This is a genomic window from Tardiphaga sp. 841_E9_N1_2 (genome assembly GCF_051811065.1).
Classification (GTDB): domain Bacteria; phylum Pseudomonadota; class Alphaproteobacteria; order Rhizobiales; family Xanthobacteraceae; genus Tardiphaga; species Tardiphaga robiniae.
In genome coordinates, this window is sequence record NZ_JBPWQC010000001.1 from 601,296 (window position 1) to 617,981 (window position 16,686).

Annotated in this window: 17 protein-coding genes and 1 pseudogene; 6 read left to right on the forward strand and 12 right to left on the reverse strand. The window is 60.6% G+C overall.

Annotated elements, in window-relative coordinates; genetic code table 11:
* Position 1: 1 nt before the first annotated feature.
* Positions 2–499, forward strand: a complete 498-nt coding sequence (locus AB8A50_RS02640; RefSeq protein ID WP_439076714.1) for a cytochrome c-type biogenesis protein — start codon at positions 2–4, stop codon at positions 497–499.
* Positions 500–541: 42 nt separating this feature from the next.
* Here the strand turns inward: AB8A50_RS02640 and AB8A50_RS02645 are convergent, their stop codons facing one another.
* The 7 genes from AB8A50_RS02645 to AB8A50_RS02675 all read right to left on the reverse strand — a co-directional run bounded on the left by AB8A50_RS02645 (position 542) and on the right by AB8A50_RS02675 (position 7,623).
* Entirely contained in the window at positions 542–1,273 is a 732-nt protein-coding gene (locus AB8A50_RS02645) for a sulfite exporter TauE/SafE family protein (protein WP_120290905.1), read from the reverse strand.
* Positions 1,274–2,125: 852 nt separating this feature from the next.
* Positions 2,126–2,437, reverse strand: coding sequence for a hypothetical protein (locus AB8A50_RS02650; RefSeq protein WP_120290907.1), 312 nt, complete (start codon positions 2,435–2,437; stop codon positions 2,126–2,128).
* An 11-nt stretch (positions 2,438–2,448) separates the two neighbouring features.
* Positions 2,449–3,726 (reverse strand): outer membrane beta-barrel protein, encoded by a 1,278-nt coding sequence (locus AB8A50_RS02655; RefSeq protein ID WP_439076716.1) that lies wholly within the window; start codon positions 3,724–3,726, stop codon positions 2,449–2,451.
* A gap of 217 nt (positions 3,727–3,943) precedes the next feature.
* The gene (locus AB8A50_RS02660; RefSeq protein ID WP_439076718.1) at positions 3,944–4,219 is read right to left on the reverse strand and encodes a hypothetical protein; all 276 of its coding nucleotides are present in this window, start codon (positions 4,217–4,219) and stop codon (positions 3,944–3,946) included.
* Positions 4,220–4,362: 143 nt separating this feature from the next.
* Positions 4,363–4,614, reverse strand: a complete 252-nt coding sequence (locus tag AB8A50_RS02665) for a hypothetical protein (protein ID WP_439076720.1) — start codon at positions 4,612–4,614, stop codon at positions 4,363–4,365.
* Positions 4,615–5,136: 522 nt separating this feature from the next.
* A complete protein-coding gene (locus AB8A50_RS02670) occupies positions 5,137–6,903 on the reverse strand; it encodes a hybrid sensor histidine kinase/response regulator (RefSeq protein ID WP_439076721.1) in 1,767 nt (588 codons plus the stop codon).
* A gap of 57 nt (positions 6,904–6,960) precedes the next feature.
* Complete coding sequence (locus AB8A50_RS02675) at positions 6,961–7,623, reverse strand: response regulator (protein WP_439076723.1); 663 nt, start codon at positions 7,621–7,623, stop codon at positions 6,961–6,963.
* A 147-nt stretch (positions 7,624–7,770) separates the two neighbouring features.
* Here AB8A50_RS02675 and AB8A50_RS02680 point away from each other — a divergent pair.
* Positions 7,771–8,276: pseudogene (locus tag AB8A50_RS02680) on the forward strand (IS630 family transposase); the annotation flags it as partial.
* A gap of 41 nt (positions 8,277–8,317) precedes the next feature.
* Here AB8A50_RS02680 and AB8A50_RS02685 read toward each other — a convergent pair.
* Positions 8,318–9,004 carry a GntR family transcriptional regulator gene (locus tag AB8A50_RS02685; protein WP_068730513.1) on the reverse strand — a complete coding sequence of 229 codons (687 nt, stop codon included), beginning with the start codon at positions 9,002–9,004 and terminating at the stop codon, positions 8,318–8,320.
* Positions 9,001–9,909 carry an amidohydrolase family protein gene (locus AB8A50_RS02690; protein WP_439076724.1) on the reverse strand — a complete coding sequence of 303 codons (909 nt, stop codon included), beginning with the start codon at positions 9,907–9,909 and terminating at the stop codon, positions 9,001–9,003. Before AB8A50_RS02690 ends, AB8A50_RS02685 begins: the two co-directional genes overlap by 4 nt.
* A 136-nt stretch (positions 9,910–10,045) precedes the next feature.
* Between AB8A50_RS02690 and AB8A50_RS02695 the strand changes: the two genes are divergently transcribed.
* The 4 genes from AB8A50_RS02695 (at position 10,046) to AB8A50_RS02710 (ending at position 14,190) form a co-directional block, all read left to right on the forward strand.
* A complete protein-coding gene (locus tag AB8A50_RS02695; protein ID WP_439076726.1) occupies positions 10,046–11,014 on the forward strand; it encodes a Bug family tripartite tricarboxylate transporter substrate binding protein in 969 nt (322 codons plus the stop codon).
* A gap of 36 nt (positions 11,015–11,050) precedes the next feature.
* The gene (locus tag AB8A50_RS02700) at positions 11,051–11,446 is read left to right on the forward strand and encodes a carboxymuconolactone decarboxylase family protein (RefSeq protein ID WP_439076728.1); all 396 of its coding nucleotides are present in this window, start codon (positions 11,051–11,053) and stop codon (positions 11,444–11,446) included.
* Positions 11,447–11,634: 188 nt separating this feature from the next.
* Positions 11,635–13,230 carry a Do family serine endopeptidase gene (locus tag AB8A50_RS02705; protein WP_439076729.1) on the forward strand — a complete coding sequence of 532 codons (1,596 nt, stop codon included), beginning with the start codon at positions 11,635–11,637 and terminating at the stop codon, positions 13,228–13,230.
* A gap of 279 nt (positions 13,231–13,509) precedes the next feature.
* A complete protein-coding gene (locus tag AB8A50_RS02710) occupies positions 13,510–14,190 on the forward strand; it encodes a response regulator transcription factor (protein WP_315844384.1) in 681 nt (226 codons plus the stop codon).
* 20 nt (positions 14,191–14,210) lie between these two features.
* Here AB8A50_RS02710 and AB8A50_RS02715 read toward each other — a convergent pair whose 3' ends face one another.
* From AB8A50_RS02715 to AB8A50_RS02725, 3 genes are read right to left on the reverse strand one after another with little or no spacing between them, the layout of a single operon-like run.
* Positions 14,211–14,867: an HD domain-containing protein gene (locus tag AB8A50_RS02715; protein WP_439076730.1), complete on the reverse strand. Its 657-nt coding sequence runs from the start codon at positions 14,865–14,867 to the stop codon at positions 14,211–14,213.
* 41 nt (positions 14,868–14,908) lie between these two features.
* Positions 14,909–15,883, reverse strand: a complete 975-nt coding sequence (locus AB8A50_RS02720; protein ID WP_439076732.1) for an alpha/beta fold hydrolase — start codon at positions 15,881–15,883, stop codon at positions 14,909–14,911.
* Positions 15,884–15,921: 38 nt separating this feature from the next.
* Complete coding sequence (locus AB8A50_RS02725) at positions 15,922–16,662, reverse strand: SDR family oxidoreductase (protein ID WP_439076734.1); 741 nt, start codon at positions 16,660–16,662, stop codon at positions 15,922–15,924.
* Positions 16,663–16,686: the final 24 nt, after the last annotated feature.

Sequence of the window (16,686 nt, forward strand, 5' to 3'; positions counted from 1 at the left end):
CGTGACACGCATTGTCGCAAGCCTCATCGCCGTTATGTTCCTGCTCGCTGCGCCGCTCGCGCATGCGGTGCAGCCCGACGAGATCATGAAGGACCCGGCGCAGGAAGGCCGCGCGCGCAACCTGTCGAAGGAGCTGCGCTGCATGGTCTGTCAGAATCAGTCCATCGACGATTCCGATGCACCGCTGGCGCGCGACCTGCGCCTCTTGGTGCGCGAGCGTATCGCCACTGGCGAAAGCGACAAGCAGGTGCTGGATTTCCTGGTGGCGCGCTATGGCGAATTCGTGCTGCTGAAGCCGCGGCTCAACCTGCACACGCTGCTGCTGTGGCTGCTGACGCCACTGGTGCTGATCGGTGGTGGCGTTGCGCTATGGTGGCACAACCGGCGGCGGGGCAGGGCTGCAGGCGATGATGATGCCGTGATGACGCTCACCGCCGAGGAAGAAGCGCGGATCGAGCGGCTGATTGCCAAGGAAACGGTGCAGGACAAGCCGGTTTAGTTCGCCGACCCCGGCCAGCAGCCGACTATTGAGAGCTCGCATCTAGATCACAAGGCAAAGTCCCGAAAACAGCAACAAGCCCAGGATAATTCGTTTGAAGGCTGCTTCGTTGACCCGTCCGAACAGGACGATGCCTAAAGCCGTTCCAGCAGCCAAGGCGGGTAGAGACATGCCAAAGTTGATCAAGACCTTTAACGAAAGGCTGTGGTGCGAAAGCATGAGAGCAAGGGCGAAAAGCTGCATGACCCCGATGTAGGGTTGAACCAGACCGCGCTGCTGATTTTTCGGGAGACCATGGATGTCGCACCAGATCGCAGGAAGTGCGCCGGGCATCGCAGTCAATCCGCCGACCAATCCCCCACCAAACCCTACCAGCGCGTTTCTGCTCTGGCTCTCCATCTGACGCGAGCAGGCAGGCGTTGGCCGGAACAAGGCATATGTCGCGTAAAGGGATACGAGAGCTCCAAAACCCAGTCTGAAGGTTCCAGTACCCACATTCTGCAGGAGATAGATCGCGATCGGAATGCCTAGCAGTCCACCCGCGATGAAAACGAGGCTGGTTTTCCATTGCATGTTCTTGCGTAGCGCAAACAGAGTGGCCGCTTGTACAGTGATGCTGCAAGCCATCATCAATGGCACGGCTTCCATAGGCGGAAAAACGTGTAGCAGGACAGCACCGGCGACCGCCGAGAACGCAAACCCGGAAAGGCCGGAAACGAACGCGCCCGCAAAAACCGCCCCGCTTAGCGTCAAATAAGCCGCTATGTCTGACATGGCATCGCTTCCTTTGGAACGGTGATCGTCTTCAACAGCGGGACAGCGTGGGGCGTCCGAACTCACTCAAGCGATAACAACAAATCCATCTAGTCGCCGTGGATCGCCGTTGTTGCCGTTTCGATAGGTTGGATACTCGACACGTGGTTCAGCATGTATCCTCCGACAACGTGCAAAATGCCGAAGCCAGCCAGGACAGCGATTGCCCACGCTTTGAGAGGAGACGGAGGAGGCGTTGGTCGACGGATGTGGGAGCTCTTGGTAACTGCCATATCCAAATTTCCTTCTTGCACGCGTTCGGAAAATTCGACTGTCACTTTGAAAGCGCGCTCCTGCTTCCAACTGCCGAATTCAAGATCGGCTGCTGTGCGCGTCCAGTTGGGGTGAACGATATCGCTGAGTTCATACGCGAGCGATACGGCAGATGTCGTATTTCGTCGTCGGCAAGGAGGCTAGTGTCGAAAGGCTTTGCGCCGCTGCAGGTGGCGCCGCCGTGGAAGATCAGTGCCGAGACACAATCTCAATCGTGGCCGGGTGATCGCCAATCCGTGGGCAGCTACACATCCTTTTAGCAACCGTCATTGGTTTATTTCTTAGCGCCACGGGATCAGCCGCCTGCCGGATGTCGTTGGTGAGGGGCGGCCAACTGCCAGTTGGCGCGGCCATCGCTTCGACCGGACCTGTCGAGGTCATGGCATCGAGCATCGGCTCGCGGCTTTCCTGAACAGCTACAACTTCGCCAGGCGGCTGAAGACGCGGCCTCACTGCCCATGAAGCCATCTGTACGGCCTGGGCAAATGAGCCATACCGCTTTCGGCTCAATCCGTTCCACTTCACCTCGGGACTGAACACCTAGGGCGAAAGGGGAGACGCGCGGGTTCTGAAGTTGCCGCGCTGGCTAAATTCAAATCGGTTGACGTCAAAATTCTTCGGATAGGTGTTTTCCAATTGTGGCGGTATCGGCAGGTTATAGCCGATCTTCAATTGGTTCATCAGGACACTGCGTAATCGCATCGATCCGGCAAGGCCGGCAGTCACGCAGGTGCCTGCCACATTCTCGAGTCCGGGGGCGCATGTGAATCGGGCCGCGGCAATCGAACTGGTAAGGACGCTGGCTCCAAAAGCGAGCGTGACGAGAAGGCCGGTGTTGAAACGTTTTGACATGTCGGCCTCTCTCAAAAATTCACGGTTGCGCCGCCGGCGACGACCCAGGCGTCGCCGGACATGAATGGCACTAACGGCGCGAAGGCCGGCGGTCCCGGAGTTTCATTCTCCCGAATCCAGACCCGCTCGACCCTGCCATTGATGTTGATCTTGTTGGTGACATTGTAGTTGGCGACTCCGCCCACCGCCCAGCGGGTCTTGGCCGGCACGAAGCTGAACGTCGCAGCATCATAACCATCGTGGTCGCGATAGAGATAGCCCGCGGTGGGGCCGACGGTGAAGCCATTGGCAAATCTGTAGTTCAATCCGGCATTGACCCTATACAGGTTGCTGTTGGAATTGAACCCTTCCGGAATTAAGGCCAACCCGCCAGGATCAAGAATCTCATTCTTGTTGGTATGGGTCCAGAAACCATCGCTGTAGATCGACCACCTTTGATCAAAGGCATAAGATGCACTGCCGGAAATCGTCGTGCGCGGCCCGACCCTGTACTTGTCGTAGCCTAGCATGCCGAACTGGCCGGATTGCGAGATGCCGTCCCAGGAATAGGACCCGGAGCCCTGCAGCGAGAGCGGCCCATTGGAATATCCAAGCGCGGCTGTCACGGTTGCCTCGTCGCCGTTCTTGATACTGATGGTATCGGTGGTCAGGCCCGTAATCGGGTTGAGGGCTTCCTTGTTGAAGGGGTTGCGCTGGGTATAGCCACTCGACAGGGTCAAAATCAGCGCCTGCGACAGCGGAATGTTGACGCCCGCAGTCGGTCCGAAATTCCAGCCTTCGCCATAGGTGCCCTGGTCGACGAGATCGCCGTCCATGCGCGCGAAGCGCGAGTTACCGTAAAGTGCGGACGTTCCGGTCGGGGCGTTGATCAGCATTGCGACGAAGGGCTGGAAGCCGGTGAAGCCATTGTAAGTGGCGGTGCCCGAGAGCTGCGTATCGACCGGCGTATCGACCGAGCCGCGTTCGCCGGATGTTGATTGCGACGAAGAGACAAAGCCCCCCCGCAGGACGAATTCGAGTTTCCAATTGGGGTTGGGATTGCCTGTCAACGACAGTGACATCGGCGCGTAAAGTTGCGTTCCCTGACCGACGCCGTTCAGGGGGGCAGCATTGGTCGGAAAGCCTCGGGTATTCCGCCAACTGAAATAGCGGACTTCGCTGTTGTAGCTGATGTTCCACAACTGATCGATCGACTGCACAACGGCCTTTATCGGCATATCGGCTGCAAGCGCCTGACCTGGAGCACCTCCGCACGCAACCACGACCGCACCGGGAATTAATAGTCGCATAAAATACCCCCGCCGCCCAAAATTCCAGAACGCATTTCACAGCATTACGGACAAATTTCAAAGTCAGTAATGTTCCCCCAAACAGGGCTGGTCTGTGGAGGAATGATGCACCGGTTACGGAGTAGCCGCGGCGAGGGCGGCCCGTATTTTGTTTGCTAGTATAGAAAAGGCCGCCTGGAGGCGCCCCCGAAACGACCAGGTCGTAGCCGCGGGTCGGTTATTGTTTTCCGATAAACTTCAGACCGACATAGGGGCCGTTGAGGCCGAAGTTGGTGTTGTTACCGTTGCGGATCGTCGAGCCGGAGGAAGGCGAACCGGAAAAGTAGTTTGAGGGCGGTTTGGCCTGCGAGAGATTTAGCGCGCCGTTTTTCATCGTGTATGACGGTCGCTGGCCAAGCCCGCCCTGACTTTGGGCGAGCGCGTCGTCTGAGGCGGCCAAGTAGCCACCCGACGCCAAGACAGAGCCAACTACGGCAATTTGTTTCATGAACATGTTAGATATCTCCTGTGTGACATCCACTCATCCTCGCGGTCAATCGATTGACGTGCACTTCGCCACTCATGCGACCGACTTTGGAATCAAAACGTCGTCGTTGCCTCATAATAGCTAGAGGAACGCGCTCGCCTGCATGCCGCTCACCACTTGTATCCCAAGACAGGTTTATAGGGGCCAGAAGCGCTGTTACCGTTGCGGATCGTCGAACCGGACAAGGAGTTTGAGGGCGATTTGGTCTGCGGACCGGCGAGATTTGGCGTGCCGTTTTTGACCGTCTGCGAGGGGCGCTGGCCAAGCCCGCCTTGACCTTCGGCCAGCGCGCCATCTGAGGCCGCCAAGTAGCCGCCCAACACCAAGACGGCACCAACTACGGCAATTTGTTTCATGAACATGTCAGATATCTCCTGTGTGACATTCACTCGACATTCCCTGCTCACCACTGGTACCGCGCGAGACTTTCGCCTGCGTAGCTGCGCGTCACGTTGGAGAACTCATCCTCGAAGATCGCCGTCGTCGTGCGAGACTTCCCGAAGCGAAGCTGCTCGTCTTGATAGCTCCGTTGATGGCACACTTCTGCTCTCAACTGCCGAATTCAGAATCTGCCGCTGTTCTAGCGTGCCCAGTCGGCACGAAAGATATCGTTGGGTTCGGTCGCAAGCGATACGGCAGATGCCGTATTTCGTCGTCGGTAAGGAGGCCAGAGCCTTTTCCGTTTCGATAGAATCGAAACGGGGCTCTAGATTCGTTATTCTGACACGTTTTCTTGACGCGAACCGGGTCCACTTCGCTGGAAAACGCTCTGGTGTCGAAAAGCTTTGCGCCGCTGCAGACGGTGGCGCCGTGGGAGATCAGCGCGGAGACGCGATCTCAACCGTGGCCGGGTGATCGCCAATCCGGGGCAGCTACATATGCCTTTAGCGACCGCTATCGATTGATTCCTTGCCGTCAACACAGGCTGTAACGATCGCTTCGTGCAATTCCTCGCCGGTGATCGGCTTGTGCAGAATACGATGACCGCTGGCGATGGCTTCCTTGATCCGCGACGGCGAGGTATCGCCGGTCACGATAACGGCAGGGACCGAGCGGCCGATATGGGCGCAAAGAGCCTCGATTACGTCCAGGCCCGTAGCCCCATCTCCGAGGCGGTAGTCGGCAATGATCAGATCGACCGGTGCCTTGCCGGCCTCGATCGCCTCTGCATGAATCTGTTGCACCTCGGCGGCAGATCGGCCGGCATAGACGCGATGCCCCTGCAGGGTGAGCAACTGGACCATGATGTCGAGAACATCCCTCTCGTCTTCCACGACCATGATGCCGACGGCGATGCCGGGTGATGCCTTATTGTCGGGCAAGGGAGTTTCCACCGCACTGGCTATCGGAACCGTAACGGAAAACATCGAGCCGCGTCCGGTGACGGAGACCAGCTTTAGCGGATGTTGCAGCAGTACGGCGGTGCGGCGAACGATGGCGAGGCCAAGGCCGAGGCCGAGCGCGCGATCCCTCGCCGGGTTCTGCAATTGCACGAATTCCTCGAAGACCATTGCTTGCTGATCTGCGGGGATGCCGGGGCCGGTATCCCATATCTGGATTTCCACCGAAGCGTCGCGCCTACGGCAGCCGAGCAGAACGCCGCCGGATCTCGTGTATCGAAAAGCGTTCGACAGCAAATTGTCCAAAACCCGTTTCAGCATCATGGGATCGCTGTCCACCAGCAGACGGCTTTCAACAACACGCCAATCAAGGCGGCGATCCTTCGCCACGGGCGCGAATTCGCTGCCGAGTTGATTGAAAAGTTGCGACAAATTCACCGTCTCCTTCGCAACAGTGACGACGCCGGCATCGAGCCGGGAGATGTCGAGCAGTCCATTCAGGAGGGCGCTGAGATTGCCGACAATGGATTTTGCCTTGCCGGCCAGATCGCGAGCATCGCCCGATGCGACAGCGCCGCGGTGACCCAGCGCTGCGAGCGTGGCGATCAGTAGACTCAAGGCATGGATCGGCTGGCGCAGGTCATGACTGGCGGCCGCAAGGAAACGCGTTTTCGCACGATCGGCCGCTTGCGCGCGGTCGCGTTCTTCCTGCAGGTGGCTCACCAGTTCGACATTTTCCAGGCGCAACCTGATGGTCTCACGCAGCATGTGGTACGTTGTGCGGCAGTAATAGAGATTGATGGCCACAAGCCCCGCAAGCAGGGAGAGATATGCGCCGGAGATATCACCTCCATTGGTAATCGAGCGTACCGTGATCGGAAGCACCGTTGCGACGATCGAGCCGACGAGAGCAGGCGGAAAGGCCGAGAGCGACGGAACGGTGCCGCAGATCAGACCGGTCAAAACGATGACCGTGAATGAAAAAGGAATGGGCGCCTCAGGAAGGAACCCAACCCAGCCGAGCATTCCCCACAGCAGGCCTGACACGCAGGAAAACGCAGCCGCAAGCCAGGCCCATCGCAACGCGGACGTCGGCTCTCTATCTCGGCTGAAGAACCGGCGCGCCGCCAGAACGCGTATGGCAGTGAGCAGATATAACGCGCCGAGCCATCCGATCAACCAGCTCGCCGATACAACGCTCCTCAGTACGTACGCTGCCGCCAGGGAGATGAGGATGTTGGCGACCACCACTCCGTAGGAATTGCGATACAAAAGCTCGACGAGCGCCTCGCGTATCTTGTCTTCTTGCATGGAAACCTCTTCGCGCGCCGGTAGGTGCGGCGGCTTCGTTCGCGAGTTGCCGTTGCGCTAGCCCGCTGGAAGCCCGAGACGAATTGCGTAGGCTGTCAATTCAGCACCGCTGTGCAGATCAAGCTTCCGCATCAGATTCTCGCGATGTTTCCGGGCGGTCAGCGGGCTAATGCCGAGCCGATTGGCGATGTCGCGGCTGGTGGCACCGTGAGGGATCATCCCCAGGATTTGCCGCTCGCGCCGTGTAAGCGTGACCGGAGATATGATCGCAGCCGTGGGCTCCGGGGAGTCGTTCGGGCCGTCATGCTGGTCCACCGCAAAACGAACCTCCTCCGCCACATAGGCGTTGCCTTTTCTGATGGCATCGACTGCAGCGATGAGTTCGGATGGATCGCCGCTCTTGGTCAAATAGCCATTCGCGCCTGCAGAAAACGCTGCCCGAACGGAACGTGGCTCAACATTGGCGGTCACGACAAGAACTCGCAGCTCCGGCCATTCGGTTCTCAGGTTAGCTATGAACTGAAACCCGTTCACACCCGGCATGCCAAGATCGAGTATGAGAAGATCGGCGGAGCTTTCGTTCAGCAGCCGGTGAACGGCTTCACCGTCCGCCGCTTCTCCACTGACCGTAAGGCTGTCCACGGTCGACAGAAGCTGTTTCAGACCTTGCCGAATGAAGGCATGATCGTCGGCAATGATCGTCCTCAGCAGTCCGCTCATGCATCGCCCCGCTACAACGGCGCTAGGATATAAGTCAGATCCAATCAAAGATTGGAATCCATGCATTCATTTGCCTGATGATCTTAATACAAAATACGCGAGTTGCCGTATTTTTACATATGGCCGCTGAGGCTCAGGACTCATTGAATCCAGGCGCTCGACCGCACTCAACCCGGCTTGCCGACGAAGAAGGGCCGCGTCGGGACGATGACCCACGACTACGAACGGCACGACCACTCTGTTTGCGGCCCTGAATATCCTCGACGGCACCGTTATCGGCCGCATTATGCAGCCCCAGCGTCACCAGAAGTTCATCCGCTTCCTCAACACCATCGAGGGCCAGGTGCCGGCACGAAGGCGATCCACGCCATCATCGACAACTACGCCAACCACAAACATCCCAAGGTGCAAGAATGGTTGGCCCGGCATCCCGCTGGACGTTCCACTTCACACCAACCTCGGCATCATGGCTCAACGCTGTCGAAGGCTTCTTCGCAAAGCTTGCGAGACGTCGCCTCAAACGCGGCGTGTTCCGATCCGTGGATGATCTCAAAGCCGTCATCGATCGCTTCGTTACCGAAACCAACGCCGATCCAAAGCCCTTTGTCTGGACGGCCAATCCCGAACTCGTCCTCGTCGCTATCACACGGGGGAAGCGTCAATCCACTAGTGCAGCTGTTGCCGCGGCCGGCGTCTATTCGGCGGGCAACACCGCCTGGATATTCCGGCCGGTCCGTTCAATATGCTCCCGCAGGATCCGCGTTGCATCGCGCGTGCGCCGCTCGATCATCGCATGGGCCATGGCCGTGTGTTCTGCAGGCACATCGCGATCGGGCTGATGCTTCTTCAGAAAAATGCGGCGATAGCGATCGCTCTGGTCGTGCAGCGTCGCACAGAACTGCCGCAGCAACGGCATCTGGCACGCCGAGATCAGTTCGGCATGGAAGGCGCGATGCGCAATCTCCCAGGCTTCCTGTTCAGCGGCCGAGCGTGAGCCGCGCTTGCAGCGGCTGAGCTGATGCAGCGAGCCGAGCACGCGTCCTTCCCAGGCGACATCGCCGTGTTCGATGGCTTCCTTGACGGCGAGGCCTTCGAGTTCGACGCGCAGCCGGATGATCTCGGCGAGATTGCTCGCCGAGACTGGCGTGACGCGATAGCCGCGCTGGTCGATCAGCGCGACGAGTCCGTCGTTCTCCAGACGACACAGCGCTTCGCGCAGCGGGCTGAGGCTGACGCCGAAGGCGGTGCGCAGGCGATCAAGATTGAGTTTGCTGCCCGGCAGTAGGTCGCCGCGCATGATGGAGTCCCGCAAGCGGGCGACGAGCGTGGTAGACAATGTGGTCGGGATCGCGCCGGCCGTAGTGGTGCGTGCGGTGCTCATGATGCCTGTCCGATGCTCTCGAAACCGTAAAGCGAAGCCGGATTATCCACCAGTGCCAATTGCTGCGCTTTGGGATCCGGCAGCCAGAGCGGGATGAGATCGACGAGGTCGCCATCGTTCGGCATCGCGACCGGGCAGATCGGATGCGGCCAGTTGCTGCCCCAGAGGATGCGGTCGGGACGCGCTTCGACCACGCGCGCGATCATTGGCAGCATGTCGCGATGCGGATAGGGCTCTGCAGAGAGACGGTACAGGCTGGCGAGCTTGATCCAGCAGCGGCCGGTGTCGAGCAATCGCAGCAAGGTTCGGAACGGTTCGGAGTCGACGCCTTCCGCGGCGCTGATCCGGGCGAGGTGATCCAGCACGAACGGACTGCGGACCTGCATCAGTTGAGGCGCGACATCGACCAGTTCGCTCGCTTTGTTGAAATGCAGCACGAGATGCCAGCCGAAATCGAAGGTCTCGTTCGCGAGACCCGCTAGATGCGCAAAGGATGCGCCGCCGCTGACGACGGTGGACATGCGGCAGCCCCGCATGCCGCGGAGGTGCATGTCTTCGAGCTCCTGCTGCGGCAGGCCCGACGGGATCACCGCCACCCCGCGCAACCGTCGCGGATTGAGGTCGAGGGCTGCGAGGGTCGCGCTATTGTCTGTGCCATGAGCACCGCCATGCACGATCACGGCGCGGTCGATCCCGAGCGTTTCGTGGAGCTGCATCAGGTCGTCATAGGTGCAGTCTTCCGGCGTGTAGCTGCGCTGTTCGCTGAACGGAAATTCGGCCTGAGGGCCGAAGACGTGGACATGGGTATCGCAGGCACCACGCGGCATCACGAATGCCGGACGCTTCGGATGGCGATCGGGGCCGGGGCAGGGCTTCGGTGGGGCGCCAGGCGTATGCGCACTCATCGTGGCAACTCCCTTCAAATAAGCGATCTTTGTTCGCTGAAAATAAACGGTGGCAATCAGCCGATTTGACGACAGCCTTAAGTAGTGCCAACATAAAATCGACGAAGCAAGAAAAATCGATTATTTGGAGGTTCGCATGCGGCACGTGGTTTCTGCACTGGTGGCTCTGGTCATGGTTTCGCTGGTCGGCCAGGTTGCCCATGCAGGGTTTCCCGAACGCGGCATCAAGATCGTGGTGCCGTTTCCCGCCGGCGGATCGAACGACGTCGTTGCCCGCTTGCTTGGCACCAAGCTGCAGGAGCTCTGGGGACAGCCGGTGGTGATCGACAATCGTGCCGGCGGCGGCGGCAACATTGGCGCGGATGCCGTCGTGCGCTCGCCCGCCGATGGCTATACGTTGCTGCTGACGGCGCCCGGACCGCTCGCGGTCAATCAGTCGCTCTACGCGCAACTCCCCTTCAATCCCGCGCAGGATTTCACGCCGGTGGCGTTGATCGCGTCGGTTCCGATCGTGCTGGCGGTCAATCCGGGCGTGAAGGCGACGACGGTGGCGGAGCTGATCGCGCTCGCCAAGGCATCGCCGGGCAAACTCAATTTCGGCTCGTCCGGCCTGGGATCAACCAATCATCTGGCCGGCGAGCTGCTGAAGGCGCGCGCCGGCATCGATATCGTCCATGTGCCGTATCGCGGCGCGGCGCCGGCGATGAATGACCTGATCGCCGGTCAGATCCCGATGATGTTCGACAACATGCCGGCCATTCGTCCGCAGGTTCAGGGCGGCACGATCCGCGCGATTGCCGTGGCCGGCGCAGCGCGCTCGCCTCTGTTCCCGGAGCTGCCGACCATGGCGGAGGCGGGTGTCGCCAATTTCGAGGCGTCGTCATGGTTTGGCCTCGTCGCGCCGGCCAAGATGCCGCCGGACGTGGCGAAGGTGCTGATCGACGGCGTGGCCAAGGTGCTGAAGGACCCCGACATGGTGAAGCGTCTCGCCGATGTCGGCGCCGAGCCCGGCACGTTATCCGGCGACGCATTCGCTGCGTTTCTGCGCGCCGAGTCGGAAAAATGGGGCCAAGTGGTCAAGACAGCGGGTGCCAAGGTCGAGTAGGACCTCGGCGGTAATCGATTTGAAAACGGGAATCATATGACGAAGAAAATTGCTGAGCTCGACGAGCTGAAGTCCCGCTACGAGACCATGATTGGCTTTACGCCGCCGAAGATCGCGAAGCGGCTCGAACTCGGCATGCGCGTCGATCCCGCTCTGGTCACGGCGCTGGAGGACTGGCGGATTGCGGCGCTGACGCCGACGGCACTGGACCAGAAGACCGTGCAATTGATGTCGTTCGCGATCCTGCTGGTCCAGACGTCCGAAGCTGCTGCCAATCACGCAAAGGCTGCGATCAAGGCCGGCGCCACGCTTGAGGAACTGCACGCAAGTGCAGGAATCGCGGCGCTGTTCCGCGGCGTTGCAGCCTTCAACATGGCCGGCGAAATCCTGGCCGGTCTGTTCCCGGAGACGGGTCAAAAGACCGGCTGTTGATACCGCCGCTGCATCTGCCGATATCGGGGTGATTCAGGCGCGGTTTTCCCTGCGTCACCCCGCCACACCTGTATCCGCCAGATTACCAAACCTTAATTCCCCTGCCAGCCCGCGGTAAGGTGGAAACCTCCATCTTCAGATCACACAAGGCGCCTTGCCCCCGCGCCGTTGCTCTGGAGATTTTCTCGATGTCCGACCGCCCCAACGATTTTTCCGAATTGCCGTCCTACAAGGCGTCCCGCCGTTCGCTGTTCTCTGCGCGTAAATTCGCGCTGATGGCGTCGGTTGTTGCGGGCCTTGGTGTTGCCGCTTATGGCCTGTCGCCCTCCAACGGTCCGGTCGACATCTTCACCACCACTGCGCATGCGCAGGTTGACAAGCAGGTCAAGTCGCAGGCCGCGCAGCCGGTCGGCTTCGCCGATATCGTTGAGCGCGTGAAGCCGTCGGTGATCTCGGTCAAGGTCAACATGAAGGAGAAGGTCGCATCGAAGGATGACGACAACAACGGCGACTCGCCGTTCCAGCCGGGCTCCCCGATGGAGCGCTTCTTCAAGCGCTTCGGCCAGGACGGCGTGCCTCCAGGCATGCGCGGTGGTCCGCGCGGCGGCGGCCGTGGTGTCGTGAGCGGTCAGGGCTCGGGCTTCTTCATCTCGGCTGACGGTTTCGCCGTAACCAACAATCACGTGGTCGATGGCGCCGACAAGGTCGAGGTCTCGACTGACGACGGCAAGACCTATTCGGCCAAGGTGATCGGCACCGATCCACGTACCGATCTGGCGCTGATCAAGGTCGAGGGCCGCACCGATTTCCCGTTCGCCAAGCTTGCTGACGGCAAGCCGCGGATCGGCGACTGGGTGCTGGCAGTCGGCAACCCGTTTGGACTCGGCGGCACCGTGACCGCAGGCATCGTCTCGGCCTCGGGTCGCGACATCGGCAGCGGTCCGTATGACGATTTCATCCAGATCGATGCGCCCGTGAACAAGGGCAATTCGGGTGGTCCGGCTTTCGATACGTCGGGCGAAGTGATGGGCGTCAACACCGCGATCTATTCGCCCTCGGGCGGCAGCGTCGGCATCGCGTTCTCGATCCCGGCCTCGACCGTGAAGACGGTGGTGGCGCAGCTCAAGGACAAGGGTTCGGTCTCGCGTGGTTGGATCGGCGTGCAGATTCAGCCGGTGACCCAGGATATCGCCGACAGTCTCGGCCTGAAGAAGGCGGAAGGTGCGCTGGTCGCCGAGCCGCAGGCCGATGGTCCCGCAGCCAAGGCCGGCATCAAATCGGGTGACGTCATCACCGCGGTGAATGGCACGCCGGTCAAGGATGCACGCGAACTCGCCCGCACCATTGGCGGCTTCGCGCCGGGCAACACGGTGAAGATCAACGTGCTGCACAAGGGGGAGGACAAGGTTCTGTCCATGACCCTCGGCCAGTTGCCGAACACGATAGAGGCGAAGGCCGATGTCGATAGCGGTGACAAGGGATCGTCATCGCGCGGCAGCGACGTGCCGCGGCTCGGCCTCACGGTCTCGCCCGCGAGCAGTGTCGCCGGTGCCGGCAAGGACGGCGTGGTCGTGACCGGCGTCGATCCGAAGAGCGCCGCTGCTGAGCGTGGCTTCAAGGAAGGCGACGTCATTCTCGAAGTCGCCGGCAAGAGCGTGACCAATCCCGGCGATGTGCGCGAGGCGATTGTCGCCGCGCAGAACGACAACAAGAACAGCGTGCTGATCAGGGTTCGCTCGAACGGCTCATCGAAGTTCGTCGCCGTTCCCCTCGCGAAGAGCTGATCACCGCACATGAACGGAGAGTGTCGCCGGCATAGTCGCCCCCGCTGACGGCTCTTTCCAGGGGGCGAGCCACAAACTCGCTCCCGCTGCTTCCTTTCGATGGAAAACGCCCCCCTCCGTTGAAAGGCCAATGGGCGGTGAAGTTTCCCCCAGCTTCACCGCCTATTCTTCTTTCTGCCCCGAAGGATAACCGGCGGGCATTCCGCCGCCTTGCATGAAAGCCCGGTGCGCGCCATGGTGACCGAGACTCACAAGATCCACAGCGAATCCGATCCCCAGATGCGTCTGCTCATCATCGAAGACGACCGCGAATCCGCCGACTATCTGGTCAAGGCTTTCCGTGAGGTCGGCCATGTCGCCGATCACGCCAGCGATGGCGAGGAAGGTTTCGCGCTCGCCGATTCCGGCGATTACGACGTGCTGGTGGTCGATCGCATGTTGCCGAAGCGTGATGGGCTCTCCGTTATCGGCGGCCTGCGCGACAAGGGTAACCGGACGCCGGCGCTGATCCTCTCGGCGCTGGGCCAGGTCGACGACCGCATCAAGGGCCTGCGCGCCGGCGGTGACGACTATCTGCCGAAGCCTTATTCGTTTGCTGAGCTGCTCGCGCGCGTCGAAGTGCTGTCGCGCCGCCAGGGCGGTCCCGCCGAAGAGACGACCTATCGCGTCGGTGATCTCGAACTCGACCGGCTGTCCCATGGCGTGACGCGCGGTGGCCAGGAACTGATCCTGCAGCCCCGCGAATTCCGGCTGCTCGAATATCTCATGAAACATGCCGGGCAGGTGGTCACCCGCACCATGCTGCTGGAAAACGTCTGGGATTATCATTTCGATCCGCAGACCAACGTGATCGACGTCCATATCTCGCGCCTGCGCTCGAAGATCGACAAGGGCTTCGAGCGTCCGCTGCTGCACACGATTCGCGGCGCCGGCTATATGATCCGCGACGGCATGAAGTAAGCGGCGGCCCCTTCGCGCATCTATGGCTGTTCTTCGTCGAACGGCGCGTTGATCACCAGTTCGACGACGGAGCTTGCCTTGTAGCCCGCCACGAAACGTTTGCCGAAATCGCGAATGAAGTTGTCGTAAGTGGTGCCGGGTTGGGTCCGGGCGATATGGCAGAAGCAGCGAGTCATTTTCTGCTTCATTCCCAAACGTGGAAATTCCGCGACAATTGCCGCAACGTCGCTCGGTGGAATAAGCTCATACTGCAAGCCGACGACATCGAAGCAGATGCCGGCGGTGCAGAGCGCGACTTCGGCTTCCTTGAACAGCCCAATCGACGGCGTGGAATTGAGCGCAACGCTATCCCAGATCAACTGTGCGCGGCTGCGGTTGAAGCCATGCTCCCGTGCAAAGAGACGCGCGAGGTCGGCGCCTTCGACTTCGAAACGACGCGGTCCGGCGAAGCGTTCATTGAGCGTGATGTCATGCAGCAGTGCTGCGACGGCGAGAACCTCGCCGTCGTGCTCGATGTTCTGCAGTTGAGCGAGCCGCACCGCAAACAACCATGACCTGACGACATGGTTGAACAGGTACGGTTCGCAACTGTTCCGGGCGTGGTCGATCGCGCTGGCGATGATGGCCGTATCGGGGACGGTTACTCCCGCCAGTTGCCTGTCATTGATCTGTTGCATGTTCGTCGCCTCGCTCTGTCGGACCGTGAAGGTTGCTTGTGCTAGCTCTTCAGGAATTTCAGCAGCTCGGCATTGACCTGATCCGCATGGGTCGCCGTGATGCCGTGCGGTGCGCCGGGATAATAGACATCCTTGGCACCCTTGATCAGCTTGGCTGATTTCACCGCGGAGTCCTTCACGGGCACGATCTGATCGTCCTCGCCATGCAGGACGAGGGTAGGGATGTCGAACTTCTTCAGGTCTTCCGTGAAGTCCGTTTCTGAGAACGCCTTCACGCTCTCATAGGCGTTCTTCGCGCCAGCCTGCATGCTCCACAGCCAGAACTGATCCAGCGTGCCCTGGGAGACTTTCGCGCCGGGCCGGTTGGCGCCGTAGAAGGCGATCGCCAGATCCTTGTAGTATTGCGACCGATCTCCGGCCACACCGGCTCGGATGCCGTCGAACACCTCGATCGGCAATCCTTCGGGATTGGCTGGTGTCTTCAGCATGATCGGTGGCACCGCCGCGATCAGCACTGCCTTCTTCACACGCTTGGTGCCGTGGCGGCCGATGTAGCGTGCGACTTCGCCGCCACCCGTGGAATGGCCGACCAGCGTCGCGTCCTTCAGATCGAGCGTCTCGATGACTGCGGCGAGATCGTCGGCATAACCGTTCATGTCATTGTTGTTTGAGGCCTGGCTGGAGCGGCCATGACCGCGGCGGTCATGGGCGATGACACGGTAGCCATGCTGGGCGAGAAACAGCATCTGGCCGTCCCACGCGTCCGCGTTGAGCGGCCAGCCATGGGAGAAGGTAACGACCGGGCCCTTGCCCCAGTCCTTGTAATAGATTTCGGTGCCGTCCTTTGTGGTGATAGTGCTCATGGCGCGATGTCCTTTGTGAGCGTGAGGTTTGGTTGGCTTGTCGTCGGCCTTGCCCTCGGCGATCGAGGGCAAGCCGGCAGTGATCGCGGTGATGGCGGCAGCTGCGAGCAGATCGCGGCGGGAGGGTGTCGAGCGCGGAACGTCGTCGGTCATGGTCGGTCCTTGGTTGGCGGAGAGGCAGCTTGCGTCGATCAGCCCTTGAGCCAGTCGTCGAGATGGATCGCTCCGATGCGCGCGCCGGCATCGGGCGTCAGGGAGCGATCATTGATAGGCGTGCCGAAATAACCCACGTGGATGTCGGCGATGACCTGGCGTGGGTCCTGCTTTGCCGTCAGATATTTGCGCCCGAGTGCGTCGAGCGGGAGCGGTTCGGGTCCGGCCACCTCGACGACGCCGTTCACCGGGGTGCCCAGGGCCAGGTCCACCAGGGCGGCTGCCACGTCCGCAGATGCGATGGGCTGGATCAGGGCCGGCGCCAGGCGAATCACGTCGCCGTCCACGCCGCCTTGCACGATGGCGGGGATGAATTCGAAGAACTGCGTCGCCCGCAGGATCGTGTAGGGCATTCCAGACGCCTTGATGAGATCCTCCTGGGCCAGCTTGGCGCGGAAATAGCCGCTGGCCTGAAGGCGCTCGGTCCCGACCACAGACAGGGCCAGATGATGCTGGACGTCTGCGGCCTTTTCCGCCGCGAGCAGGTTGCGACTGGATGTCTGAAAGAAGTCCATCACCGGCCCGTCCTCGAATGATGGCGAATTCGCCACGTCGATGACGACGTTTGTCCCGGACATGGCCTCGGCCAGTCCTTCCCGCGTCAGCGTGTTGACGCCCGTCGACGGCGAGGCGGCGAAGACCTTATGGCCCAGTTTGTTCAAGCCGCTCACGATCTGCGTACCGATGAGGCCGCTACCTCCAATGACGACGATTTTCATGATATTTTCTCCCTTTCACACGGT